At 72.9% G+C, this 24752-nt stretch carries 21 protein-coding genes; 16 read left to right on the plus strand and 5 right to left on the minus strand.

The window, feature by feature from the left end:
* The first annotated feature begins 129 nt into the window (after positions 1 to 129).
* The 6 genes from BLW47_RS16945 (at position 130) to recQ (ending at position 7208) form a co-directional block, all read left to right on the plus strand.
* Positions 130 to 573: an NfeD family protein gene (locus BLW47_RS16945; RefSeq protein WP_091557994.1), complete on the plus strand. Its 444-nt coding sequence runs from the start codon at positions 130 to 132 to the stop codon at positions 571 to 573.
* Positions 574 to 591: 18 nt separating this feature from the next.
* Entirely contained in the window at positions 592 to 1716 is a 1125-nt protein-coding gene (locus tag BLW47_RS16950) for an SPFH domain-containing protein (protein ID WP_091557998.1), read from the plus strand.
* Between the two features lie 283 nt (positions 1717 to 1999).
* The gene (locus tag BLW47_RS16955; protein WP_139307323.1) at positions 2000 to 2785 is read left to right on the plus strand and encodes a hypothetical protein; all 786 of its coding nucleotides are present in this window, start codon (positions 2000 to 2002) and stop codon (positions 2783 to 2785) included.
* Positions 2786 to 2803: 18 nt separating this feature from the next.
* Positions 2804 to 3613 (plus strand): TrmH family RNA methyltransferase, encoded by an 810-nt coding sequence (locus BLW47_RS16960; RefSeq protein ID WP_091558004.1) that lies wholly within the window; start codon positions 2804 to 2806, stop codon positions 3611 to 3613.
* A gap of 43 nt (positions 3614 to 3656) precedes the next feature.
* Positions 3657 to 5327, plus strand: coding sequence for a PucR family transcriptional regulator (locus tag BLW47_RS16965; RefSeq protein ID WP_425435409.1), 1671 nt, complete (start codon positions 3657 to 3659; stop codon positions 5325 to 5327).
* A gap of 45 nt (positions 5328 to 5372) precedes the next feature.
* A complete protein-coding gene (recQ, locus tag BLW47_RS16970) occupies positions 5373 to 7208 on the plus strand; it encodes a DNA helicase RecQ (protein ID WP_091558007.1) in 1836 nt (611 codons plus the stop codon).
* Between the two features lie 12 nt (positions 7209 to 7220).
* Here the strand turns inward: recQ and BLW47_RS16975 are convergent, their stop codons facing one another.
* The gene (locus BLW47_RS16975; RefSeq protein ID WP_091558011.1) at positions 7221 to 8570 is read right to left on the minus strand and encodes a MurL-like N-terminal domain-containing; all 1350 of its coding nucleotides are present in this window, start codon (positions 8568 to 8570) and stop codon (positions 7221 to 7223) included.
* A 66-nt stretch (positions 8571 to 8636) separates the two neighbouring features.
* On the opposite strand from BLW47_RS16975, the gene murD reads away from it, so the two are divergent.
* The 3 genes from murD to BLW47_RS16990 all read left to right on the plus strand — a co-directional run bounded on the left by murD (position 8637) and on the right by BLW47_RS16990 (position 13124).
* Entirely contained in the window at positions 8637 to 9980 is a 1344-nt protein-coding gene (gene murD / locus BLW47_RS16980) for a UDP-N-acetylmuramoyl-L-alanine--D-glutamate ligase (protein ID WP_091558016.1), read from the plus strand.
* Between the two features lie 370 nt (positions 9981 to 10350).
* Entirely contained in the window at positions 10351 to 11640 is a 1290-nt protein-coding gene (locus BLW47_RS16985) for an aspartate aminotransferase family protein (protein WP_091558020.1), read from the plus strand.
* Entirely contained in the window at positions 11637 to 13124 is a 1488-nt protein-coding gene (locus BLW47_RS16990; RefSeq protein ID WP_091558023.1) for a CoA-acylating methylmalonate-semialdehyde dehydrogenase, read from the plus strand. The genes BLW47_RS16985 and BLW47_RS16990 overlap by 4 nt, the downstream gene beginning before the upstream one ends.
* A 21-nt stretch (positions 13125 to 13145) precedes the next feature.
* Here the strand turns inward: BLW47_RS16990 and BLW47_RS16995 are convergent, their stop codons facing one another.
* Complete coding sequence (locus BLW47_RS16995; RefSeq protein WP_091558026.1) at positions 13146 to 14135, minus strand: N-acetylglucosamine kinase; 990 nt, start codon at positions 14133 to 14135, stop codon at positions 13146 to 13148.
* A 181-nt stretch (positions 14136 to 14316) separates the two neighbouring features.
* Between BLW47_RS16995 and BLW47_RS17000 the strand changes: the two genes are divergently transcribed.
* The 7 genes from BLW47_RS17000 to BLW47_RS17030 all read left to right on the plus strand — a co-directional run bounded on the left by BLW47_RS17000 (position 14317) and on the right by BLW47_RS17030 (position 21964).
* A complete protein-coding gene (locus BLW47_RS17000; RefSeq protein WP_091558030.1) occupies positions 14317 to 15270 on the plus strand; it encodes a MurR/RpiR family transcriptional regulator in 954 nt (317 codons plus the stop codon).
* Complete coding sequence (locus BLW47_RS17005) at positions 15267 to 16016, plus strand: sugar isomerase domain-containing protein (protein ID WP_091558033.1); 750 nt, start codon at positions 15267 to 15269, stop codon at positions 16014 to 16016. Before BLW47_RS17000 ends, BLW47_RS17005 begins: the two co-directional genes overlap by 4 nt.
* A 34-nt stretch (positions 16017 to 16050) precedes the next feature.
* A complete protein-coding gene (gene ngcE / locus BLW47_RS17010; protein WP_091558037.1) occupies positions 16051 to 17481 on the plus strand; it encodes an N-acetylglucosamine/diacetylchitobiose ABC transporter substrate-binding protein in 1431 nt (476 codons plus the stop codon).
* Between the two features lie 21 nt (positions 17482 to 17502).
* Positions 17503 to 18414, plus strand: coding sequence for a carbohydrate ABC transporter permease (locus BLW47_RS17015; protein WP_091558041.1), 912 nt, complete (start codon positions 17503 to 17505; stop codon positions 18412 to 18414).
* A gap of 12 nt (positions 18415 to 18426) precedes the next feature.
* A complete protein-coding gene (locus tag BLW47_RS17020; protein WP_091558245.1) occupies positions 18427 to 19347 on the plus strand; it encodes a carbohydrate ABC transporter permease in 921 nt (306 codons plus the stop codon).
* 43 nt (positions 19348 to 19390) lie between these two features.
* On the plus strand, positions 19391 to 21151 hold the full coding sequence (locus BLW47_RS17025) for a bifunctional 3'-5' exonuclease/DNA polymerase (protein ID WP_091558044.1): 1761 nt from the start codon (positions 19391 to 19393) through the stop codon (positions 21149 to 21151).
* 216 nt (positions 21152 to 21367) lie between these two features.
* Positions 21368 to 21964 (plus strand): nucleotidyltransferase family protein, encoded by a 597-nt coding sequence (locus tag BLW47_RS17030; protein ID WP_091558047.1) that lies wholly within the window; start codon positions 21368 to 21370, stop codon positions 21962 to 21964.
* 19 nt (positions 21965 to 21983) lie between these two features.
* Here BLW47_RS17030 and BLW47_RS17035 read toward each other — a convergent pair whose 3' ends face one another.
* The 3 genes from BLW47_RS17035 to BLW47_RS17045 all read right to left on the minus strand — a co-directional run.
* The gene (locus BLW47_RS17035) at positions 21984 to 22874 is read right to left on the minus strand and encodes an amidohydrolase family protein (protein WP_091558051.1); all 891 of its coding nucleotides are present in this window, start codon (positions 22872 to 22874) and stop codon (positions 21984 to 21986) included.
* On the minus strand, positions 22871 to 23680 hold the full coding sequence (locus BLW47_RS17040; RefSeq protein WP_091558055.1) for a metal-dependent hydrolase: 810 nt from the start codon (positions 23678 to 23680) through the stop codon (positions 22871 to 22873). The genes BLW47_RS17035 and BLW47_RS17040 overlap by 4 nt, the downstream gene beginning before the upstream one ends.
* Before the next feature lie 122 nt (positions 23681 to 23802).
* On the minus strand, positions 23803 to 24752 hold a 950-nt coding region (locus BLW47_RS17045; protein ID WP_091558248.1), incomplete at its 5' end, for a glycosyltransferase family 4 protein.

Raw genomic sequence — 24752 nt, forward strand, 5'->3', positions numbered from 1 at the left:
GGGGGACTCCTTTGCTCGGCGCGGTGCGGACACCATCCGGCTCAACGGCCGCCACGCGGCTCACGTTACCGTCTTCATGGTCAGCTTCACCGATCGTGATCACGTGCGCGCGTATGTCACGATCGATCCGTGGAGCCCGTGATCTGGATCGTGCTGGGTGTGCTGCTCGCGGTGGCGGAGGTCTTCACCACGACGCTGTTCTTGATCATGTTCGCGGTCGGGGCGGCCGCCGCCGCGGCGGCCGCGGCGCTCGGCGCGCCCGTGCTGGTGCAGGTGATCGTCTTCGCCGTGGTGTCGGCGCTGACCGTCGCGGTGGCCCGGCCGGCGATCCAGCGCCGGGTGCGCCCGGCGCTGGAGGGCGACGAGAAGGCGTTCGGCGTGGAGGCGCTGGAGGGCGCCACGGCGATGGTGGTGGAGCCGGTCGACGTCAACGGCGGCATGATCAAGATCGACGGCGAGTTGTGGACCGCGCGCTCATACGACGGCACCCAGGTCTTCGCGACCGGGGAGCGGGTGCGGGTGATCGAGGTCAAAGGCGTGACCGCCATGGTCTGGCGGGACGACAACCCCTAGTCGGGAAAAGGTGAGGATATGGAAGCCGTGGTCGCGGTGCTGGTCGGGGCGATCGCCCTGCTGGCGGTGATCACTCTGGTCAAGGCCGTGCGGATCGTGCCGCAGCAGCGGATGGACGTCGTCGAGCGCCTCGGCAAGTACAAGCGCACGTTGAGCCCGGGGCTGAACCTGCTGGTGCCGTTCATCGACGCGGTGCGCACCAAGGTCGACATGCGCGAGCAGGTGGTGAGCTTCCCGCCGCAGCCCGTGATCACCTCCGACAACCTCGTCGTCTCGATCGACACCGTGCTCTACTTCAAGGTCGTCGACCCGGTGCGCGCCACCTACGAGATCTCCAACTTCCTGCAGGCGATCGAGCAGTTGACGGTGACCACGCTGCGCAACGTCATCGGCTCGCTGGACCTGGAGCGGGCGCTGACCAGCCGCGAGGAGATCAACCGCCACCTCTCGGGGGTGCTCGACGAGACGACCGGCCGCTGGGGCATCAAGGTGACCCGGGTCGAGATCAAGGCGATCGAACCGCCGCCGAGCATCCGCGACTCCATGGAGAAGCAGATGCGCGCCGAGCGGGACCGCCGGGCGGCGATCCTGAACGCCGAGGGCCAGAAGCAGTCGCAGATCCTGACCGCCGAGGGTGAGAAGCAGGCGGCGGTGCTGCGCGCCGACGGCGACCGGCAGGCCCGGATCCTGCAGGCGGAGGGGCAGGCCAAGGCGATCCGTACGGTCTTCGACGCGATCCACCAGGCCAATCCCAGCCAGAAGGTGCTCGCCTACCAGTACCTGCAGGCGCTGCCGCAGATCGCCAACGGCCAGGCCAACAAGGTGTGGATCGTGCCGGCCGAGCTGACCAAGGCGCTGGAGGGGCTCGGCGGCGCGCTCGGCGGGCTGAGCCAGATGGCCGGAGACGTCCCGTCGGCGGCTGTGGACGCCGGCGCGGTCGAGCGGGAGGCGGTCGAGGCCGCTGAGGCCGCCGCGGCGGAGGCGCGCCGGGTGACCGACGAGGTACGCGCCGCCGAGGCGCAGGTCAGTTCCGGCACGGCACCGCAGGGGCTGCCCGCGGCCGAGGCCGTCCCGGCGGCGCCGGTGACCGGTGATTCCGGCGCCGCGACGCCGGTCGCCGCCCGCCGGACCGAGCAGGCCTGACACCCGCGACCGGGGCGCCAGGCGCGGGCCTGGCGCCCCGGTCGCGCGGGGTGCGCCGGCCGGTAGCGACCGGCGCCGCGCGCCGGGTAGTCAGTCGCCCGCGCCGGGCTGTCGCGGAAACGCTGAACTCCGCCCGTCCGCGCCGCCCGCCTGCCACGATCGGGTCGTACCAGGACCGGTTACCGGCGCCGGGGAGCCGCACGCCCTCGGCGGCGGCGAGGAGGCGCGTGCCCCGATGAGCCAGACCGCGCGAAACACGCGACCCCCCAGGACGGCCTACGCCGTGATGCGGACCGCGTCGCTGCGGGTCGTCGCCCGCAGCGACGCCGGGGTGGCGGTGCTGGCCGCCGCCGGCCCCGACCGGGCGCGCACCCCGGCGACGAACGGCAGTTGGGCCGAGTCACTACGCCAGTTCACCCGCGCCGCCGTCTGGGTCCTGCCCGTGTACGGCCTGCTCTACGGCGCGAGCACCCTCGGCGACCTGCACGCCGGCGGCCCGTCGTCGTACCTGGCGCACGGCCAGCCGGTCCGCTTGATCGGCTGGGTCGCCGCGCTCTGCCTGGGCCTGATCGCGTTGGTCGCGGTCGCCGCCATCCATGCCGGGGCCCGCGGGCGGCGCAGCGCCGCGCTCGGACTCGTCGTCGGGCTGGTCGGCGCGGCGTTGATGCTGTCATTCGTGGTGCTGCCCGGCCGGACCCGGGTCGGCGTGATCCCCTCCGGCGCGTTCACGCTGGCCGGGGCGAGCCTCTACAGCGTGGGCTGGCTGCTCGTCGGGTGGGCCGTGGTGCGGTCGCGGCTCTTCTCCCTGGTCGACGGCGTGATGCTGATCGTCGCCGCGCCGATGCTGGGCGTCGCCGGGTTGCTCATCGGCCCGCTGCAGACCGTCGGCGCGATGCTCGCCGTGGCCGCCGGCATCGGGTTGGCCTGGACCGCCGGCCGGCTGATCCCGACGGTCGGCGGTCCCGAGCTGGCCGGGCCGCCGGTCCGGCAGGGCTCCGACGGCGCGGCGGCCGGCCGGCCGGCGGCGTACGCCCCGGTCGCCACCCACGACGGCGACGCCGGAGCGTGACCGGCGAGAATCGGCGGTGTGTCCGTCGAACTGATCACCGACCCTGACGACGAGCGGATCGCCGACTACCGGGCGCTGACCGACGTCGAGCTGCGTACCCGTTGGGAGCCGCCGCACGGCCTGTTCATCGCCGAGGGGGAGCTGGTGCTGCGCCGGGCGCTGCGCGCCGGCTACCCGCCGCGGTCGTTCCTGGTCGACGCGAAGCGCGTGGATCAGCTGGCCGACCTGCAGACCCACGACGCCCCCGTCTACGCGGCCAACCCCGACGTGCTGGAACGGGCGACCGGCTTCCACGTGCACCGCGGGGTGCTGGCATCGTTCCACCGGCGGCCCTTGCCAACCCCCGAGCAGCTGCTGGCGACCGCCCGCCGGATCGCCATCCTGGAAGACGTCAACAACCACACGAATCTCGGCGCCGTTTTCCGGGGCGCCGCCGCGCTCGGCGTCGACGCGGTGCTGCTGTCGCCGTCCTGCGCCGACCCGCTCTACCGGCGCAGCGTCCGGGTGAGCATGGGCGAGGTGTTCGCCGTGCCGTACGCGACGCTCGCGCCCTGGCCCGACGGCCTGGCGCGGGTGCGCGAGGCCGGCTTCGCGGTGCTCGCCCTGACACCGGCGCCGGACGCGCTGCCGATCCAGCGCCTCACCCCGCAACAGCGGGCCCGCGCCGCGCTGCTGCTCGGCGCGGAGGGGCCGGGGCTGTCGCGGCACGCGCTGAACGCCAGCGACCAGCGGGTGGCGATCCCGATGCGGCGCGGGGTGGACTCGCTCAACGTGGCGGCGGCGGCCGCGGTGGCGTTCTGGGAGCTCGGCCGGGACGACCCGCTGTAGCGGGTGGCGGCTCCGGTCCGTGCCCACGGGTACCGTGATCGCCGTGTTCCCTACCGTCCGTGAGGTTCTGGGCCTCGACCCCGTGCGCCACGGCGGTCCGCGGGTCGTCGCCGCCGAGGCGCACCTGGACCGGCCGGTGCGCTGGGTGCACGTCGCCGAGGTGCCCGACATCGCGTCGCTGCTCGGTGGCGGCGAACTGGTGCTCACCACCGGGATCGGGCTGCCCGCCGACGACGCGGGCCTGCGGGCGTTCATCGGCGACCTCGCCGACGTCGGTGTGGCGGGGCTGGTCGTCGAGCTCGGCCGCCGCTACGACAGCTGCGTTCCGCGGGTGATGGCCGCCGCGGCCGAACGGCACGGACTGCCCCTGGTCGAGCTGCGCCGGCCCACCCCGTTCGTCCGGATCACCGAGGCGGTGCACGCGCTGATCGTCGACGCGCAGCTGACCGAGCTGCGTGCCACCGAGGAGATCCACCAGCGCTTCACGGAGCTGTCGGTGGAGGGCGCCGAGCCGGCCGAGGTGGTGCAGCAGGCCGCCACGCTGGCCGGTTGCCCGGTGGTGCTGGAGAACCTGTCGCGGCAGGTGCTGGCGTACGACAGCGCGGGCGACAGCGCCGAGCTGCTGCTCGACGGCTGGGAGCAGCACTCGCGGCGGATCCAGCCGGCGGGACGCACGGCGTACGACCCGGACGCCGGGTGGCTGGTCACCACGGTCGGCGCGCGCGGCCAGGACTGGGGACGGCTGCTGCTGCGCTGGCCCGCCCCCGGGGTGGCGGCCGAGGCCGCCGACCGTCCGCCGACCCGGTTGACGATCCTGGTGGAGCGGGCGGCCTCCACGCTGGCGCTGGGTCGGCTGATCCGGCGCGACGCCGAGGGGCTGGAACGCCAGATCCACCGCACGCTGCTCACCGCCCTGCTCGACCACGCCCGCCCGGTCGACGAGGTGGCGCTGCGTGCCCGCGCGCTCGGGGTGCCGCTGGAGCGTCGGCACCTGGTGGGCGTGGTGGTCCGGCCGCGCACGGACGACCCGGCGGCGGAGCCGGGCACCGAGGCGGCGCAGGCGCGGCTGCGTGATCTGGCCGAGGCGGTCAGCCAGGCGTTGCGGGAGGCGAAGCTGTCCGGGCTGGCCAGCGCGCTCGACGAGCACGCGGTGGGGGCGCTGCTGACGCTGCGCGGCGCGGCCGAGGAGGAGCGCGCGCTGTCGGCGTTCGCCGCCGCGCTGCACCGGCTGCGCGGTGACGCCGACCCGGCGGGCAGCGGCCGCCGCGGCCTGATCGTCGCCGCCGGTACCGGGGTGGCGGCGCCGCGCGAGGCGCGCCGGTCGCTGATCGAGGCGCGGCAGATCGCCGACGCCGCCCGGCGCGACCCCCGGGACATGCCGGTGTTCCGGCTGCCGCACGTCGGCCTCGCCGGCCTGCTGCACCTGCTGCGCGAGGAGCCGCGGCTGCAGACGTTCGTCGAGCGTGAGCTCGGGGCGCTGCTGGCGTACGACGCCAAGCATCCGCGCGAACAGCTGCTCGGCACGCTGCGCGCGTACCTGGATCACGGGCGGAACAAGTCGGCGGCGGCGACGGCGGCGCACCTGTCCCGGCCGGCGTTCTACGAGCGGCTGTTCCGGATCGGCCGCATCCTCGACGTCAACCTGGACGCGGTCGAGACCTGCCTGTCCCTGCACGTCGCCCTGCTGGCCCTGGACGCGGTCCGCGACAAGTAACGCGGCCGGATGGGCGCCGCCCCCGCGCTCCCGTAAAATCCCCCGGTGGCATCCCCGACCGATCAACTGACCGACGAAGCGTTACGGACGCTGCGGCGCGTCTTCGGCTACGACACGTTCCGCGGAAACCAGCGGGAAATCATCGACCAGGTCATCGGCGGCGGCGATGCGCTGGTGCTCATGCCGACCGGTGGCGGCAAGTCGCTGTGCTACCAGATCCCCGCGCTCGTCCGGGACGGGGTCGGGGTCGTCATCTCGCCGCTGATCGCGTTGATGCAGGACCAGGTGGATGCCCTGACGACGCTCGGGGTGCGGGCCGGCTTCCTCAACTCCACGCAGGATCTCGACGCGCGCCGCCGGGTCGAGTCGGCCTTCCTTGCCGGTGAGCTCGACCTGCTGTACCTCGCGCCGGAGGCGCTGCGGACCGGTTCCACCGTCGCGCTCCTCGACCGCGGCGATATCGCGCTGTTCGCGATCGACGAGGCGCACTGCGTCTCGCAGTGGGGGCACGACTTCCGCCCCGACTACCTCGCGCTGTCCATGCTCCATGAGCGCTGGCCGACCGTACCCCGGATCGCCCTGACGGCCACCGCGACCAGCGCGACCCGCGCGGAGATCGCGTCGCGGCTGAAGCTCGAGGATGCCCGCCATTTCGTGGCCAGCTTCGACCGGCCCAACATCCAGTACCGGATCGTGCCGAAGCGGGAGCCCCGCAAGCAGCTGCTCGACCTGCTCCGCACGGAGCACCCCGGCGATGCCGGCATCGTCTACTGCCTGTCGCGGGCGTCCGTGGACAAGACGGCCGAGTTCCTGACCCAGAACGGGATCCCGGCGCTGCCGTACCACGCGGGACTCGACGCGGTGACGCGCGCGACGAACCAGAAGCGCTTTCTGCGTGAGGACGGCCTGGTGATGGTCGCGACGATCGCGTTCGGGATGGGCATCGACAAGCCCGACGTGCGGTTCGTCGCCCACCTCGACCTGCCCAAGTCGGTCGAGGGCTACTACCAGGAGACCGGGCGGGCCGGCCGTGACGGGCTGCCGTCGACCGCCTGGCTGGCGTACGGCCTGCAGGACGTCGTGCAGCAGCGCAAGATGATCGACAGTTCCGAGGGCGACCTCGCGCACCGCCGCGGCCTCGCCGCCCACCTCGACGCCATGCTGGCCCTGTGCGAGACGGTGCAGTGCCGTCGCGTCCAACTGCTCGCGTACTTCGGCGAGCGGGCCACCCCGTGTGGCAACTGCGACACCTGTCTGAGCCCGCCGGAGTCCTGGGACGGCACGGTCGCGGCGCAGAAGCTGCTCTCGACCGTGTTACGCCTGCACCGCGAGCGCAACCAGAAGTTCGGCGCCGGCCAGTCGATCGACATCCTGCTCGGCCGGAAAACGGACAAGGTCTCCCAGTACGGCCATGACAGCCTCACCGTGTTCGGCGTCGGCACCGAGTTGAGCGAGGCCGATTGGCGGGCCGTGGTCCGGCAGCTGCTGGCGCAGGGGCTGCTCGCGGTGGAGGGCGACTACGGCACGCTCGTGCTGACCGAATCGAGCCGGGACGTGCTGAGCAGGCAGCGCCAGGTGACGATGCGGCGGGAGCCGACGCGCACCGCGTCCGGCTCGCGCACGCCCACGTCGCGGTCGGCCAAGGGCGCCGTTGACCTTCCCCCGACCGCCGTGCCGCTGTTCGAGCGGCTGCGCGCGTGGCGGGCGGCCGCCGCGAAGGAACAGGGGGTGCCGGCGTATGTGATCTTCCACGACGCGACGTTGCGTCAGATCGCCACCGATTCCCCGCAGACCCTGGCCGACCTCGGCCGGATCAGCGGGGTGGGGGAGAACAAGCTGTCGAAGTACGGCGAGCAGGTCCTGAACGCGCTCGCCGGCTAGCGGCAGGATCGGTCAACCGAGCGCGGTGAGCGCCTTGGCGTACGCCGGTGGGACGAAGTGCGGGCCGCCGGGCGTGAGCACGTCTGAGCGGGACGCCGCCGCCCACGCCGACTCCGGCACGGCCGCCATCAGCGCCCGCACCACCGGGGCGTCGCGCCACTGCTCCTGCTCGGCGAGCAGGCCGAGCGCCACCAGCGACTCCTCGACCTCACCCACGCACTCGAACGGCTTGTGCGCGTCGATGCCGAGCAGCTCCAGGTAGCCGGGGACCTGCGCCGGATCGGCGAACAGGTCGACGCCGAAGATCTCCGCCAGCCGCGGCCGCGGCATGAACGGCGCCATCGCCAGGAACACGAACCGGCACTTGGGGCAGTCGCCGCACCACCGGTCGCTCGCCCCGTGCAGCTTGAACGCCGCGTTGCAGCTGGTGACCACCGCGTCGTACCCGGTGAACTGCGCGAACAGCTTGGCGATGTGCAGCTCGGACAGGGACCGCAGCAGCGAGAAGTACGGCTCGGTGAGCCCGGCGTGCGCGGCGAGCGCGGCGCGCAGCAGCGCCTCGGCCTCGACCCCCTTCGACCACTGGTGGTTGATCTCGTGGCCGTTCCAGATCAGGTTCGGGTCGGAGGCGGAGCGCTCGTTGGACATCACCACCGGGCCGAGGCCGTGCAGCACCGCCGTGGCGACCGCGATCAGCGAGTTGATCGCGGTGACCGGGATGTGCCCGTTGTAGCCGCCCGCGTTGTTCAGCTCGAACAGCTGCGGGTCGATCCGGCGGCGGGCGGCCAGCGCGGGCAGCCCGGAGGCGTCGTTGACCGACAGGATCACGCGGTTGGGGTTGACCGAGAACGGGACCGGGTCGAAGCCGGCGCGGCGCAGCGCCTCCAGGCTGACGATCGAGTCCTTGCCGCCGCCGACGGCCGACAGCGGCCGACGGTCACTGGTGTCGACCGGCTCCGGCGTGGCCGCCACCCCGTCGGGGACGGTCAGCGTCAGCTCCAGCACGTGCGACAGCTGATTGCGGTAGGCGTACTCGGCGAGGCCCTTGGTGTAGACGGCCTCGATCAGCGCGACGGCGGCCGCCGACAGCGGCGCCGGCGCCACCAGCCGGGGCGGGGCGGCGACCTTGTAGTAGCTCACCCCGGCGACCAGGTGCAGCAGCTCGAGCACCCGGTGGAAACTCGACAGCGTCGCCGGGTCCGGGGCGGCCGCGGGGAGCGGGAACGTGATCTCCTCGGCGAACCGCAGGTCCCCCGCGGGGCCGGTCAGCGCGTATTCGAAGCTGGCCACGCCGGTGCCGGGATCGAAGGAGTAGGAAGGGAAGCCGAACTCGGTCATCTGCCGGATTTGCTCGTGCGCCACCCGTAGCTCCTCACTGTGTTCCGGCGAGCCATACTAGTCGTGCCCGTTTTGACAGAAGGAGTTCCGGTGCGCCTGGCTGACCTTCGCGGCCGTTCCGTCGCCGTCTGGGGGACCGGCCGGGAGGGCCGGGCCGCCGTCACCGCGATCGCCGCGCACTCCCCGGCCGAGCTGGTCGCCGTCGACGACAGCGCCAATTTCCTCTCACTGTCGTGGGACGGCGCGCTGGCCGCGGCGGCGCCGCTGTTCACCGGCGAGGAGGCGTTCGCCAAGCTCGCCGGGGCGGACGTGGTGGTGCGCTCGCCGGGGGTGCCGCAGACCCATCCGTGGGTGATCGAGCTGCGTCGGCGCGGGGTCACGATCACCGGCGGCACGGCGCTGTGGATGGCCGAGCACGCCGCCCGCACCGTCGGGGTGACCGGCAGCAAGGGCAAGAGCACGACCTCCAGCCTGATCAGCCACCTGCTGACCGCCGTCGGCCGGCCCAACGTCTTCGGCGGCAACATCGGGGTGCCGCTGCTGGACCTGCCGGAAAGCGACCTGTACGTCCTGGAGCTCTCCAGCTACCAGTGCAGCGACCTGGCCGACTCGCCCCGCGTCGCGGTGGTGACCTCGCTCTTCCCCGAACACCTCGACGCGCACGGCGGGGAGGCCGAGTACTACCGCGACAAGCTGAACCTGATCGCGCACGACCCGGAGACCGTCGTCTTCAACGGCACCGACGAGCGGCTGACCGCGATGATCGGCGACCGCCCGGCGGTCGCGGCGGCGGTGCCCCCCGGCTACCACGTCGCGCCCGGCCCCGACGGCGCCCCGTACGTCTTCCGGGCCGACCTGCCGCTCTTCCCGCGCGCCGCGCTGCCGCTGGTCGGCCGGCACAACGAGCGCAACCTCTGCGTCGCGCTGACGGTGCTGGAGGCGCTCGGGATCGACTGCGTCGCCGAGCGGGAAACGCTGGCCGGGGCGGTTGCCGCGTTCGCCGGGCTGCCGCACCGGCTCGCCGAGATCCTCGATCCGGCCGGCATCACCTTCGTCGACGACACCCTGTCGACCAGCCCGTACTCGGCGATGCACGCGATCGACGCGTACGACGACCGCCCGCTGACCGTGATCGTCGGCGGCACCGACCGGGGTCTGGACTACACGCCGCTGCGCGAGCACCTCGCGACGCGCAGGCTCACCGTGATCGGCATCCCGGACAGCGGCGAGCGGATCATCGCGACGCTGCGCGACCTGCCGGAGGTCCGCACGGAGGTCACCGACGATCTCGTCGCGGCGGTGCGGCTGGCCCGCAAGCTGACCCCGGTCGGCGGGGTGGTGCTGCTGTCGCCGGCGGCGCCCAGCTACGGCCGGTTCCGCAACTTCGAGCACCGCTCCGAGGTGTTCGTGCAGGCCATCCGCGACACGGCCTGACCCGCGCGGAAAAAAGCCGGACGGGTCGGAACCAACCCGCCTGCTCGTGCGCCCCTAGGTTGTGACGGTGGAGACGGCGCTGCGCCGTGACCGCGGCGGCGCTGCTGATCGGGTGGCGGCTGTTCGTGGCGCTCCGCAAAGGCCGCACGGCGCCGCGGGGACCAGGCTAGCGCGGCGGGTCGGGGAGTGCGGCGGGTCGGGGAGTGCGGCGGGTCGGGGAGTGCGGCGTGCCGTCGCCGGACCGGGCAGGACCCGGGTTGACGGTCTGTCAGCGCATCGGCATCGGTGTGCGACAGGCTGGCAGTTGCCCGGGTGGCGTCGGCGGTGAAAGCGTGCAGTGATCGACGTACCCGGCGAGGGGTTGCTCACTATGACGACCGACGATCTGCTGGCCCGGCACCGGGCCGTGCTGCCGTCCTGGATGCCGCTCTACTACGACGAACCGATCGAGATCGTCTCGGGTGCGGGCCGCCGCGTCACCGACGCGGCCGGGCGCACCTATCTGGATTTTTTCGGTGGCGTGCTGACCAACATGCTCGGCTACGACATCGCGGAGGTGCGGGAGGCGGTCGAGCGGCAGCTGCGCACCGGCGTGGTGCACACCTCCACGCTGTACCTGATCCGCCAGCAGGTCGAGTTGGCCGAGAAGATCGCCGGGCTCTCCGGCATCCCGGACGCCCGCGTCTTCTTCACCAACTCGGGCACGGAGGCCAACGAGGCCGCGTTGCTGATGGCCACCAACTACCGGCGCTCCCACCAGATCCTCGCGGTCCGCAACAGCTACCACGGCCGGTCGTACGGCACGATGGGCGCCACCGGCAACCGCGGCTGGTCGGCGAGTGGGCTCAACCCGTTGCAGGTGAGCTGGCTGCACTCGGGCGACCGGCTGCGCGGCCTGCTGTCGCATTTGAACGATGACGCGCACGTCGAGGCGGCCGTCGACGACCTGCGCGAGGTGCTGGCGACGCAGACGGCCGGCGACGTGGCGTGTCTGATCGCCGAGCCCGTCCAGGGGGTCGGTGGCTTCGTGCACGCGCCGGACGGGCTCTTCGGCGCCTGGAAGAAGGTGCTGGACGAGTCGGGCATCCTGTTGATCTCGGACGAGGTGCAGACCGGCTGGGGCCGCACCGGCGAGCACTTCTGGGGCTACCAGGCGCACGGGGTGACGCCGGACCTGCTCACCTTCGCGAAGGGGATCGGCAACGGCTTCGCGCTGGCCGGCGTGGTCGGCCGCGCCGAGGTGATGGAGAGCGTGCCCGCCATCTCGTTCTCCACCTTCGGGGGCAACCCCGTCTCCACCGCGGCCGGCAACGCGGTGCTCGACTACCTGCTGGCGCACGACCTGCAGGCCAACGCGGCGCGGGTCGGCGCGGTGCTGCGGGACGGGCTGCGCGCGGCGGCGGCGCGGTCCCCGATCGTGGCGGAGGTGCGCGGCAAGGGGCTGATGCTCGCCGTCGAGTTCACCCGGCCGGGCACCCGGGAGCCGGATCCGGTGGCGACGGCGCGGGTCTTCGACGAGTGCCGCCGCGGCGGGCTGCTGGTCGGCAAGGGCGGCCTGTACGGCAACGTGATCCGGATGGGCCCGCCGCTGACGCTCACCGAGGACGAGGCGCGCGAGGGCCTGGCGATTCTCGTCGACGCGATCGGCGCTGCGTCATGATCAATCATTTCGTGGGCGGCGCGCCGTGGACCGGTCGGTCGACCCGCCGGGGCGACGTCTACGACCCCGCCACCGGCAAGGTCAGCGCGGAGGTCGCCTTCGCCTCCACCGCCGACGTCGCCGCGGCGGTCGACGTCGCCACCGGTGCGGCGCGCCAGTGGCGGGACGCGTCGCTGGCGCGGCGCACGGCGGTGATGTTCGCCTTCCGCCAGCTGCTGCACGCCCGGCGTGACGAGCTGGCCGCGGCGATCACCGCCGAGCACGGCAAGGTGCTCTCCGACGCCGCCGGGGAGGTGCAGCGCGGGCTGGAGGTGGTCGAGTACGCCTGCGGCATCCCGACGCTGCTGCGCGGCGGGTTCAGCGAGAACGTCTCCACCGAGGTCGATTCCTACAGCCTGCGACAGCCGCTCGGCGTGGTGGCGGTGATCTCCCCGTTCAACTTCCCGGCCATGGTGCCGCTGTGGTTCGTGCCGATCGCGATCGCCTGCGGCAACGCGGTGGTGCTCAAGCCGTCGGAGAAGGATCCGTCCGCGCCGACGCTGCTGGCGCAGTGGTTCGCCGAGGCGGGGCTGCCGCCGGGGGTCTTCAACGTGGTGCACGGCGACGCCGAGGCGGTCGACGCGCTGCTGGACCATGCCGGGGTGCGGGCGGTGTCGTTCGTCGGCTCCACGCCGGTGGCGCGGCACGTCTACCAGCGCGGCACCGCGGCCGGCAAGCGGGTACAGGCGCTGGGCGGGGCGAAGAACCACATGGTGGTGCTCCCCGACGCCGACCTGGACCTGGCCGCCGACGCGGCGGTGAGCGCCGGGTTCGGCTCGGCGGGGGAGCGGTGCATGGCGATCTCGGTGGTGGTGGCGGTGGAGCCGGTCGCCGACGAGCTGGTCGCCCGGATCGCGGCGCGGCTCGACGGGGTGCGCACCGGCGACGGGCGCCGGCCGGGCTGCGAGATGGGGCCGCTGGTCACGGGCGCCCACCGGGACCGCGTGGTCTCCTATGTGAAGGCCGGTGTGGACGCGGGCGCGACGGCGGTGGTGGACGGCCGTACGGTGGAGCCCGACGGCGAGCCCGGTGGCTTCTGGCTCGGGCCGACGCTCTTCGACCACGTCACCCCGGAGATGTCGATCTACACGGATGAGATCTTCGGGCCGGTGCTGTCGGTGGTCCGGGTCGCCTCCTACGACGAGGCGCTCGCCCTGGTCAACGCCAACCCGTACGGCAACGGCACGGCGATCTTCACCAACGACGGTGGCGCGGCCCGGCGCTTCCAGCACGAGGTCGAGGTCGGCATGGTCGGCGTCAACGTGCCGATCCCGGTGCCGATGGCGTACTTCTCGTTCGGTGGGTGGAAGGCGTCGCTCTTCGGTGACACGCACGCGCACGGCCGGGAGGGCGTGCACTTCTTCACCCGGGGCAAGGTGGTGACCAGCCGCTGGCTCGATCCGCGGCACGGTGGGGTGAATCTGGGCTTCCCGACCCAGAGTTGATGGTGCCGGCGCGCGGCACCGTCACGCACCGCTCTGCGGGAGCAGCCGGTGGTGCAGGGCGTCGGCGTCCACGCCGGGCAGGGAGCGCGCCGCCAGCCAGGCCGCGGCGGCGGCGCCGTCGCCGGCGACCAGCAGCGGCGCCTGCGGCCAGCGGTCCCGCAGCGCCGCGGTCACGGCGTCGGCCAGCGGCGTGTGCCCGGTGAGCAGCCCGCCGCCGAGCACGACCGGGCCGGTCTCGTCGGCGGCGCGGATCCGGGCCGCGGTGGTGACAAGGTGCCGGGCCGCGTCGGCGAGGATCGCGGTCGCGGCCGGGTCGCCGTCGTCGGCGGCGGTGAGTACCAGCGGCGCGAGCGCGGCGAGTTCGATGGGGGGCCGCCGGGTGACGGTCTGCACGACCGCGTCGACGGTGTCGCGCCGGCGCGGCGCGATCGCGGTGGAGCCGAGCAGCCGGGTCAGCACCAGGGCCGCCAGCGGCGTGGGCCCGCCGCCGGCGTCGAGCCCGGCCAGGGTGTGCCGGACGGCCTCGCGTCCGAGCCAGAAGCCGGAGCCGGCGTCGCCGAGCAGCCATCCGTGGCCATCGGCGACCCGGTCGAGGGTCATGGCGCGCACGGCCGCGGCGATGGCCCCGGTCCCGGCGATCAGCACGGTGCCGTCCGGGGCCGGGGTGCCGGAGGCGTACGCCACCAGGGCGTCGCCGAGCACCGTGTAGGGGCAGCGGAGCCCGACCGCGCGCCAGACGGCGTCGAAGGCGGCGCGCCCGGCCGGGTCGGCGAGCAGTCGTCCGGCGCCGGCGAGCCCGATCACCCCGGCGCGCGCGTCGCCGGGGTCCACACTCGACAGAGCCTCGGTGAGCGCGGCCCGCAGCTGCTCGGCGGCGCGTTCGGCGCCGTGGGTGGTGGGGTTGCCGCCCCCGGCCCGCCCGGCGCCGAGCCACTCGCCGTGCACGGAGACGACGGTCACCCGGGTCGTCGAGCCGCCGACGTCGAGGCCCACCACGATCGCCGCTGACATCCGTCGTGCGCCCTCCATCGCCCCGGTTACCTCGGACAATGCTGCGACCGTCGGGCCGGTGCGGCAAGCCCCGGGGCAGGTAACAGTTTGAAAACTTCGCCCACGGTATTGACAAGAGAGGGCCCGCAGTAAGAACTTTTACCACTATCAGTAAAGAACGTTTTCCGAAAGGCGACCGCCGATGGTTGATCACGAGGCCGAGACCGCCGCGCGGACCGCGGTGGTCGATGCCCCGGTGACCGCCAGGCTGTCGCCGACCGACAGCGTGCTGGCGCGGGTGCGGTCGGGGCTGCCGGAGTTCACCGGCGCCCTGCGGCGCGTCGCCGAGCAGGTGCTCGCCGACCCGGGCGCGGCGGCCCGGGCGACCATCGTGGAGCTGGCCGAGCGGAGCGGCACATCGCCGGCGACCGTCACGCGGTTCTGCCGCGCGCTGGGCTTCGAAGGCTACGCCGACCTGCGGCTGGGGATCGCCGCGGAAACCGGGCGCGCCCGGTCCGCGGGCTGGACCGTCGACATCGGACGCGAGATCCAGCCGGGCGACCCGTTGGAGCGGGTGCTCGGGCAGATCATGGCGGCCGACACCCGCGCGATGCACGACACGGCCGCGCTGCTGGACCTCGCGGAGGTGGAGCGGGCCGCGCACGCGGTCGCCGGGGCGTCGCGGGTCAACATCTTCGGCGCCAGCGGCAGCGCCCTGGTCGGCGAGGAGCTGCAGTTCAGCCTGCACCGCATCGGCGTACCGGCCTGGGCCTGGACCGACGTGCACAACGGTCTGGCCAGCGCCGCCCTGATGCGTGCCGGCGACGTCGCGCTGGGGATCTCGCACAGCGGTCAGACCCGCGAAACGATCGAGATGCTCGCGGAGGCGGGCAGCCACGGCGCCACCACGGTCGCGCTGACCAGCTTCCCGCGCTCGCCGCTGGCCGAGCTCGCCGAGATCGTGCTGGTCACCGCCACCCAGGCGACCACGTTCCGGCCCGACGCGCTCTCGGCCCGGCATCCGCAGCTCGTCGTGCTCGACCTGCTCTACATCGCCGTGGCGCAGCGCACCCACGACCGGGCGCACGCCGCGTTCCGGAGCACCGCCCGGGCCGTCGACGGCCACAAGGCCGGCAAGGAGGTGCGATCGGCATGATCAGCATGCAGGGGTACGTCGCCGCCCTCCGCCCGATCCTGGACCGGCTCGTCGACCGCGAGGCCGCCGGCATCGCCCGGGCGGCCGACCTGATCGCCGCCAGCCTTCGCGACGGCGGCGTGCTCCAGGCCTTCGGCGCCGGCCACTCCGAGGTCTTCGCCGCGGAGCTCGTGGCCCGGGCCGGCGGCCTGGTCCCCACCAACCAGCTCGCGGTGCGCGACCTCGTCGTGTACGGGGGCGCCGCACCGCGGGTGCTCGACGACCCCAAGCTCGAGCGCGACCCCACCATCGCCCACCAGATCTACGCGCTCGCGGCCCCGCAGCCGCGGGACGTGTTCGTGGTGGCGTCCCAGTCCGGCATCAACGGCTCGGTCGTCGAGCTGGCGAGGCTGGTCAAGGAGCGCGGTCATCACCTGATCGCGGTCACCTCGGTCGAGCACACCGCGCGGGTGCCCCCGCGGCACCCGTCCGGTCGACGGCTCGCCGAACTCGCGGACGTCGTGCTGGACAACGGCGCGCCGTACGGCGATGCACTGCTGCCGCTGGAAGGCGGCGGCGCGGTCTGCGCGGTCTCATCGGTCACCGCTGCGCTGCTGGCGCAGCTGCTGACCGCGGAGGTCGTGCGACGGTTCCACCTCGCCGGGGAGGCGCCCCCGATCTACCTCTCCGCGAACGTCCCCGGCGGGGACGACCACAACCATGCTCTTGAGTCGCGGTACGCCGGGCGCATTCGGCGGACCGCCTGACCCGACGCGATTTTTCCGATCCGAGGAGCCAGAGATGTCTGTAACCCCCGACAGCACGTCCGACCTCAGCCGGCGCAGTCTGCTGCAGCGGGCCGCGGCCGCCGGCCTGCTCGCCACCCCGGCCGCCGGCCTGCTCGCCGGCTGTGTCAGCGGCGGCGGCGACTCCGGGCCCAAGGCCGAGGGCGAGAAGAGCGCGGACAACCCGCTGGGCGTCAAGGAGGACGCCGAGCTGGAGATCGTGATCTTCAACGGCGGCCTGGGCAGCAAGTACGCCACCGACGTGCACATCCCGTCGTACAAGAAGAAGTTCCCGAAGGCGAACGTGAAGTTCTCCGAGACGCAGGAGGTCGGCACGGTCCTGCAGCCCCGGTTCACCAGCAACACCCCGCCGGACATGGTCAACAACGCCGGCTCCAAGCTGATGGACCAGGGCGCGCTGGTGCAGGCGGGCCAGGTGCAGGACCTGACCGAGCTGTTCGAGGCGGAGTCGCTGGACCAGCCGGGCATGAAGGTGAAGGACACCCTGATCCCGGGCACGATCGCGCAGGGCACCTTCAACGACAAGCCGTACGTGCTGAACTACGCGTTCACCGTCTTCGGCCTCTGGTACGACGCGGCGCTGTTCGAGAAGAACGGCTGGACGGCGCCGAAGACCTGGGCCGAGTTCACGGCGCTCTGCGACAAGATCAAGGCCGCCGGCATCACGCCCTACTCGTACGCGGGCGCGAACGCCGCCTACTACCAGTACCTCGTGATGCTGACCAGCGCCGCGAAGATCGGCGGCCCGGACGTCCTCAAGAACATCGATAACCTCGAGGACGGCGCCTGGCAGGCCGACGCGGTGAAGCAGGCCGCCGAGGCGTGGGCCGAGATCGGCGCCAAGTACGGCAACAAGGCGCACCTCGGCCTCAAGCACACCGAGGTTCAGCTGCAGCACAACCAGGGCAAGGTGGCGTTCTACCCCAGCGGGTCGTGGCTGGAGAACGAGCAGGCCAAGGACACCCCGCCCGGCTTCAAGTACGCCGTCATGCCGACTCCGAGCGTCACCGGCGCGGACAAGTTGCCGCAGACCGCGGTCTACGCCGCGGCCGGCGAGATGTACTTCGTGGCCGCCAAGGGCAAGAACCCGCGCGGCGGCATGGAGTACCTGCGGCACATGCTCTCCAAGGAGGGCGCGAAGGGCTTCACCCAGCTGACCAAGGTGCTCACGGTGGTCAAGGGCGCGGTCGACGGGCTGGAGATCTCGCCGGGCCTGACCAGCAGCAACGCGATGCTCACCGCCGCCGGCAGCGACTACTTCGCCTACCGCTTCGACACCTGGTACAAGAAGCTCGACGACGAGGCGCGGTCGGCCACCAACGAGCTGATGTTCCGGGGCGGGACCGCACAGAAGTTCTGCGACCGCATGCAGAAGGCCGCCGACGCGGTCAAGAAGGATTCGTCCATCGAGAAGTTCAAGCGCTGAGCCGGCGTAGGAGATAGGACCATGCGGCACGGCAAGTACCCGTTCATCGTCGGGTTCCTCGCGGCGCCGGTCGCGATCTACGTGACCTTCGTCATCGCTCCGTACGCCCAGGCGTTCTACGTCGCGATGACCAGCTGGCGGGGGGTGGACGCCAACCCGAGCTTCGTCGGCCTGCAGAACTTCGAGCGGTTGCTGCAGGACGACGTCTTCTGGACGGCGTTGCGTCACCACGGTGTGCTGCTGCTGGCCATGCCGCTGATCACGATCGTGCTCGCGCTCTTCTTCGCCTTCATGCTCAACGTGGGCGGGGGCGGCCGCGGCGGCGCGATGACCGGGGTCTGGGGGTCGAAGTTCTACCGTGTGGTGTTCTTCTTCCCCCAGATCCTGGCGGTCGTGATCGTCGCCGTGATCTTCGGCCGGGTCTACGCCCCGGACGAGAGCGGCCTGCTCAACGCGACGTTGGGCGCGGTCGGCCTCGAACCGCTGTTGTTCATGGCCGACCCCGGCATCGCCCTCTGGTGCGTCATCGCGGTGCTGGTGTGGCAGGCGGTCGGCTTCTACGTGGTGCTCTTCTCCGCGGGCATGGCCTCGATCCCGAAGGACATCTACGAGGCGGCCACCATCGACGGCGCCAACCGGGTGAACATGTTCTTCCGGGTGACCCTGCCGCTGCTCTGGGACACCCTGCAGGTCGCCTGGGTCTACCTCGGGATCGCGGCCTTCGACGCGTTCGCCCTCGTGTGGGTGCTCTCGGTCGACCGCGGCGGCCCGGACCGCGCCACCACGGTGCTCGGCGTGGAGATCTACCGCAACGCGTTCGAGTACTCGCAGTTCGGCTACGCGTCCGCGATGGGCGTGGCGCTGTTCTTCCTGACGATCACGTTCGCGGCGCTCACCCTGCGCGTCAGCCGGCGTGAAACGATCGAGCTCTGAGTGGGGCCGGAGATGACGACAGAAATCGCGCCGAGCGCGCCCGCGGCTCCCGTGGCCGCGTCGAAGAAGGCCCGGGTGCCGGGCGGCACGGCACGGGACGTCCGCCTGCTCTCCGGCCTGGGGCACCTCGCGCTGCTGGTCTGGGCGATCGTGGTCATCGCCCCGCTGCTGTGGATCGTGCTCGGCTCCTTCAAGACCAACACCGAGATCTTTCTCGGCGGCGCCTTCTCGCTGCCCGCGTCGATCAGCCCGGACACGTACATCCAGGCGTGGAACGAGGCGAACGTCGGCCGTTACTTCCTCAACAGCCTGCTGGTCGTCTCGCTGAGCACCACCGGCACGATGCTGTTCGGTGCGATGGCGGCGTACGTGCTGGCCCGCTACTCCTTCCCCGGGAACCGGGCGATCTACTACATGTTCGTCTCCGGGCTGGCGTTCCCGGTCTTCCTGGCGCTGGTGCCGCTCTTCCTGGTGGTCAACAATCTCGGGCTGCTCAACACGTACACCGGGTTGATCCTGGTCTACATCGCCTATTCGCTGCCGTTCACCGTCTTCTTCCTGGCGGCGTTCTTCAAGACGCTGCCGCAGTCGGTGGCCGAGGCGGCGATGCTCGACGGTGCCTCGCACACCCGGCTGTTCTTCCGGATCATGATGCCGATGGCGCGACCCGCCCTGGTCAGCATCACGATCTTCAACATCATCGGGCAGTGGAACCAGTACCTGCTGCCGGTGGCGCTGATGCAGGGCGAGAACGCCGACCAGAAATGGGTGCTGACGCAGGGGATCGCGAACATCAACACGTCGGCGGGCTACCAGGCCGAGTGGGGCGCGCTGTTCGCGGCCGTCACGCTCTCCGTCCTGCCGATGATCGTCGTGTACGCGTTCTTCCAGCGTCAGATCCAGCAGGGCCTCACCGCCGGCGCGGTCAAGTAATCCGGTCCGCGATCATGTCGGATGCGTCGGGCACAATGCGTTTGTGCTGGTGGCGGTGGTGCGCGGGGATCTGGGCACAGGTGATCGGGGCGCAGGTGATCGGGGCGCAGGTGATCGGGGCGCAGGGGAGAGCGGCGGGGGGCGGCTGCAGCCGCTGCACGCCGACGGACGCCCCGCCGGCCCGGTCGAGCGCTGCCCGGACCTCGCCGCCGCGATCGCCGAGCGGGAGCGGCGGGACCGGCCGCGCTGGCTCTGGGCCACCGCGACGGCGATCTACCCGCCACTGCTGCGCGCCGGCGTCCGCGTCGACCGCTGCCACGACGTCGAGCTCACCGAGGCGCTGCTGCTCGGGCACGCCGGCCGCTGGGGCGAACCGCGGGCGCTGGCCGCGGCCTGGGCGCGGCTGACCGGCGCCCCGGTACCGGCCGACCCGCCGCCGCGGGCCCCGGACCCGCCCGGCCACGGCCAGGGCGCGCTCTTCGACGAGATCACCGCGCCGCCGCCGGTGGTCGGCGTCGATCCGCTGCGGGCGCTGACCGAGGTGTACGCCGACCAGCAGGTCCGGATCGCCCGCACCGGGCATCCCGGCCGGTTCCGGCTGCTGGTGGCCGCGGAGTCGGCGAGCGCGTTGATCGCCGCCGAGATGGGGGCCGACGGCCTGCCGTGGCGGGCCGACGTGCACGACGCGCTCCTGGCCGAGCTGCTCGGCGAGCCGTCACCGGTCGGCGGCCCGCCGAGGCGGCTGGCCCGGTTGGCCGCGCTGATCGCCGAGGCGCTCGGCGACCGGCAGCTGCATCCCGACTCCCCGGCCGAGCTGCTGCGGGCCTTCGCCCGGGCCGGGATCGAGCTGCCCAACACCCGCGCCTGGGTGCTGCGCGGCGTCGACCACCCGGCGGTGCCGCTGCTGCTCGAATACAAGGAGCTCTACCGGATCTGGACGGCGCACGGCCGGGCGTGGCGGGACGCGTGGGTGCACGAAGGGCGTTTCCGCCCCGAGTACGTGCCGGGCGGCGTGGTCTCCGGCCGCTGGGCGACCCGCGGCGGCGGGGCGTTGCAGATCCCGAAGGTGATCCGCCGGGCGGTGCGCGCCGACCCGGGCTGGCGGCTGGTGGTGGCCGACGCCGGCCAGCTGGAGCCGCGGGTGCTGGCCGCCGTCTCCGGCGACGCGCGGCTCGCCGCGGCCGGTGGCGCCGGGGACCTCTACGCGGCGCTGGCCCGCGACGCGTTCGGCGGTGACCGGGCGCGGGCCAAGGTGGCGCTGCTCGGCGCGATGTACGGCCAGACCGGCGGCGCCGCCGTGCCGGCGCTGGCGGCGCTGCGGCGCAGCTACCCGACCGCCTTCGACTACGTCGAGACCGCCGCGCGTACCGGTGAGGCGGGCGGGCTGGTCCGCTCCTGGCTGGGCCGCACCTGCCCGCCGCCGTCCGTCAGCCTGCGCGAGGCCGACCCGGACGCGGCGGAGTTCGACGTGGGCGCGGACGGCGACCCGGCCGGGCCGCGGGCGCGGGCGGCGGCGCGCGCCCGTGGCCGGTTCACCCGCAACTTCGTGATCCAGGCGACCGCGGCGGAATGGGCCGCGACGATGCTCGCCACGTTGCGCGGCTCACTCGCCGGCACCGGCGCCCAGCTGGTCTTCTTCCAGCACGACGAGGTGCTGGTGCACTGCCCGGCCGCGCGCGCCGACGAGGTCGCCGGGCGGGTGGGCGAGGCGGCGACGCGGGCCACCCGGCTGCTGTTCGGCGACACCCCGGTCCGGTTTCCGCTGGACGCGACGGTCGTCGACAGCTACGCCGAGGCCAAATAGCGCGACCTGGGGGGTCGCTGCTCGTTGGTCCGGTGTGCGCTGCACGGGGTCGGTGAGGGCGGTGTGGCCCGCGCGACCCGGGCCGGCGAGCGCCGGTAGGAAGTTCCACTGCGGACGGCTTCGGCTGTCCGCGTCGCATGCACCGGCGGGCCCGCGGGCCCGGGCGGGGTGGTCGATCACCATGGCGGGGGTGACGAGCTGAGTCGGACAGCAGGAATGATTATCGCCGCGGGCGGCGGCCGTAATATCGGCGGCCCGGAGGCGCTGCTCTACCAGGGGGAACGGCTCCTGGTGGAGCGGATGTTGGAAACCGTACGGGAAGCGGGGTTGTCCCCGATCGTCGTGGTCCTGGGGGCCGGGGCCGAAGAGGTGCGGGCGGTCGCGGATCTGCGCGGGGCGAGCGTGGTGGTGAACCGCGCCTGGGGCACCGGCCTCGGTTCGTCGCTGCGCGTCGGGCTCGGCGCGCTGACCATGAGCCCGGTCGAGGCCGTGGCCGTGATGCCCGTCGACATGCCGGGGATCACGCCCGAGGCGCTGCGGCGGGTCTCCGCGCTGCCGTACCCGGACGTGCTGGTCTGCGCCACCTACGGGGGGCTGCGCAACTATCCGATGGTCTTCGGTCGCAAGCACTGGCCGGCGATCTCGGACCTCGGCAACACCGACGGCGGCGCCCGGCCGTACCTGCTCGCGCATCGGGAGCAGGTCGTCGACGTCTCCTGTGACGGCGTCGGCGACGGCAGCCGGGTGGACACGCCGGAGCTGGTCGCCGAGTGGGGGCTCACGGTGCCGGCGCAGCGGGTGCCGGCGTCGTAACGACGCCGGCACCCCCCCTTCAGTCCAACCCGAGCAGCCGGGCCGGGTTCTCCCAGCACACCGCGCGCAGCCAGGAGTCGCCCAGGTCGAGGCGGGCCAGGCCGGCGAGCTGGTCGGCGTACGGGTAGGGGATGTTGGGGAAGTCGCTGCCGAGCAGCACCTTGCCGCCCAGACCGAGCTCGCGCAGCCGGGGCAGCGCCGCCGCGGGGAAGGGCGTGAACTGGTCGAAGAACGGGGTGAACGCCATCGTGGTGTCCAACGCGACCCGCTCGTACTTCTCGGCCAGCGCGAGGAACTCCTCGTAGTCGGGGGCGCCCAGGTGCGCCACCACGGCGGTCAGCCGGGGGTGCCGGGCCAGCACCGCGGCGAACGGTTCGGGGCCGGTGTGCGCGGTGCCGACCGGCGCGTGCCCGGCGTGTACCACCACCGGCACGCCGGCGTCGGCGAGCAGCCCCCAGACCGGATCGAGCTCCGGCACGGTGGGGGAGAAGCCGCCGACCTGCAGGTGGACCTTGAACACCCGCGCGCCGGCGTCGATCGCGGCCGCCACGTAGCCGGCGACGTCGGGCTCGGGGTAGAACGTCGCCGAGGGCACGCACCCCGGCGTGGCGCGGGCGAACGCCAGCGCCCAGTCGTTGAGGTCGCCGGCCATGCCGGGCCGGTGGGCGTACGACAGCGCGGTGAACGCCCGGACGCCCAGTCGGCGCAGGTGCGCGACGCGTTCCTCGTCGGGCCAGCGGTAGCGGATCGGCCACCGCACCCCGACCAGCGGGCCGGCGGCGTCGAAGTACTCCCACACCCGGCGCAGCAGCCGTGGCGGCATGAAGTGCACGTGCACGTCGGCGAGGCCGGGCAGGCCGAGGCCCCGCCAGAAGGCGGGAACGTCGGCGTCGTCGGTCGGAGCGCTCACAACTCGATATTGAACCGCCGCAGCACCGACGGGGCGAGCAACCCGGCGGCGGAGAGCAGCGAGATCACGGTGAACGCGCCGCGCAGCACGACCGTCTCCACCGTGCCCCCGACCTTGACGGCCAACTGGTTCGGGATGCCGACCATCTTCCACATCCGCCGCTTGAGCGGGATCGGCCAGAGGATGGGCACGCCGTTGCTGGTGACGATGTCGCCCATGATGTGCACGAAGCACCCGACCCCGACGGCGAGTCCGATCATCGGATAGCCGCGGTCGCCGGGGAGGTTCAGGTACGTGAAGTACGCGGCGGCGAGCGAGACCAGCGTGACGATCACCCAGCCCGCGCGCTTGGCCCACTCGTCGAACAGGCCCCGCAGCGCGAGCCCGATCATGAAGAACAGGATGCCGATCACGGCCCACTTGCCGTAGTGCGCGCAGAGCGCGGTGGTGCCCCAGCCGACCAGCACGGTGAACGGGATGGTGTGGGTCAGGGTGCGGTGGCCGTTGTTGCGGACCGGGTCCCTGCTCAGCCGGGTCGCGGTGTAGACGCCGAGCGAGATCTTCTCGATCACCTCGGCGACGAAGAGCGACACCACGCCGAAGGTGCGGGCCACGGTGGCGCCGCCCTGGTTGCGGGTGACCCGGCCGGACAGGTCGAGATCCGGGAAGAGCGCGCCGCCGGCGCAGACCGCCGTGCCGACGGCGATCGCCAGCGGCGACTGCTCGTAACCGGCGAAGTAGTCCAGGGCCCAGGATCCGGCCAGCCACGTCGCGGCGCCGGACAGCGCATGGGACGGCCCCATCATCGTCGTGCACTCTCCCCAAGGTCATCGAGCGTCGCGCGCCACTGTGCCAAAGATCGCACGGCGGAGCAATCCGCGATCTTTCCACAGTGGATGACTCGGGGAGGTTGCCCCCTTCCCGTGTTTCAGGACGCGTCGAGGGCCAGGAGGTTTCCTTCGCGGATCACGATCGTCGGCCGCCCCTCGGTGAGCCGGGTGGCCGCCCGCAGCGTGTTGAAGCCGGCGACCTCGCGCTGCGCGGTCACGTACGCCGCCGCGGTACGGGCGGCGATCGTCGCCCAGCCGTACCGCTCGGCGACCATCGACCGGGCCTGCCGCGCCACCCGGCGGGCGAACATCTGGTCGCCGAGCAGCGCGTCGACGGCCGCGGCCAGGGACTCGGGGTCCTTGGGCGGGAAGGTCATGCCGGTGACCCCCGGCTCGACGATCTCGGCGAGGCCGCCGGTCGCGGCGACCGCCAGCGGCGCCCCGGCCGCGGCCGCCTCCAGAGCGACCATGCCGAACGGTTCGTAGAGGCTGGGGACCACGGTCGCGTCGGTGGCGGCCAGCACCGCGGGCAGCTGCACCTCGTTCATGAATCCCGCGAACGCCACCGTGCCGTCCAGGTCGAGCTCGCGCGCCTGTTCCTGCAGCTCCTGCCGGTACGGGCCGTCGCCCGCGATCACCACGCGCAGCCCGGGGTGCCGCCTGCGCAGCCGCGGCACCGCGTGCACGAGATGCTGCACGCCCTTCTCGTAGACCAACCGGCCGGCGAAACCGACCAGCGGGCCGTCGGCGGCGAACCGGGCGCGCGCCGAGGCGACCGCGCGCGGCGCGGCCCGCCACACCCGGTGGTCGACGCCGTTGGGGATGACCTCCACCCGGTCGTCGTCGACCTCCAACAGGCGGCTGACCTCCCACTTCATGTACGCCGAGCAGACCAGCACCCGGCACGCCTCATGGCCGAGCCACCACTCGACGGAGTGGATGGTCCGGTTCAGCTCCTCCGGCAGCCAGCCCTGGTGCCGGCCCGCCTCGGTGGCGTGGATGGTCGCCACCAGCGGGATGTCCAGGTGTTCCTTGAGCGTCATGGCGG

Origin of the sequence: Micromonospora pattaloongensis (assembly GCF_900107255.1) — a bacterium.
Classification (GTDB): Bacteria; Actinomycetota; Actinomycetes; order Mycobacteriales; family Micromonosporaceae; genus Micromonospora_I; species Micromonospora_I pattaloongensis.

What these genes read in the sequence shown, in the direction of transcription:
- BLW47_RS16950 (WP_091557998.1), top strand. Translation starts at nt 592, where the DNA reads ATGGAAGCCGTGGTCGCGGTGCTGGTCGGGGCGATCGCCCTGCTGGCG.
- BLW47_RS16985 (WP_091558020.1), top strand. Translation starts at nt 10,351, where the DNA reads ATGACGACCGACGATCTGCTGGCCCGGCACCGGGCCGTGCTGCCGTCC.
- BLW47_RS16990 (WP_091558023.1), top strand. Translation starts at nt 11,637, where the DNA reads ATGATCAATCATTTCGTGGGCGGCGCGCCGTGGACCGGTCGGTCGACC.
- BLW47_RS16995 (WP_091558026.1), bottom strand. Translation starts at nt 14,135, where the DNA reads ATGTCAGCGGCGATCGTGGTGGGCCTCGACGTCGGCGGCTCGACGACC.
- BLW47_RS17000 (WP_091558030.1), top strand. Translation starts at nt 14,317, where the DNA reads ATGGTTGATCACGAGGCCGAGACCGCCGCGCGGACCGCGGTGGTCGAT.
- BLW47_RS17005 (WP_091558033.1), top strand. Translation starts at nt 15,267, where the DNA reads ATGATCAGCATGCAGGGGTACGTCGCCGCCCTCCGCCCGATCCTGGAC.
- ngcE (WP_091558037.1), top strand. Translation starts at nt 16,051, where the DNA reads ATGTCTGTAACCCCCGACAGCACGTCCGACCTCAGCCGGCGCAGTCTG.
- BLW47_RS17015 (WP_091558041.1), top strand. Translation starts at nt 17,503, where the DNA reads ATGCGGCACGGCAAGTACCCGTTCATCGTCGGGTTCCTCGCGGCGCCG.
- BLW47_RS17020 (WP_091558245.1), top strand. Translation starts at nt 18,427, where the DNA reads ATGACGACAGAAATCGCGCCGAGCGCGCCCGCGGCTCCCGTGGCCGCG.
- BLW47_RS17030 (WP_091558047.1), top strand. Translation starts at nt 21,368, where the DNA reads ATGATTATCGCCGCGGGCGGCGGCCGTAATATCGGCGGCCCGGAGGCG.
- BLW47_RS17040 (WP_091558055.1), bottom strand. Translation starts at nt 23,680, where the DNA reads ATGATGGGGCCGTCCCATGCGCTGTCCGGCGCCGCGACGTGGCTGGCC.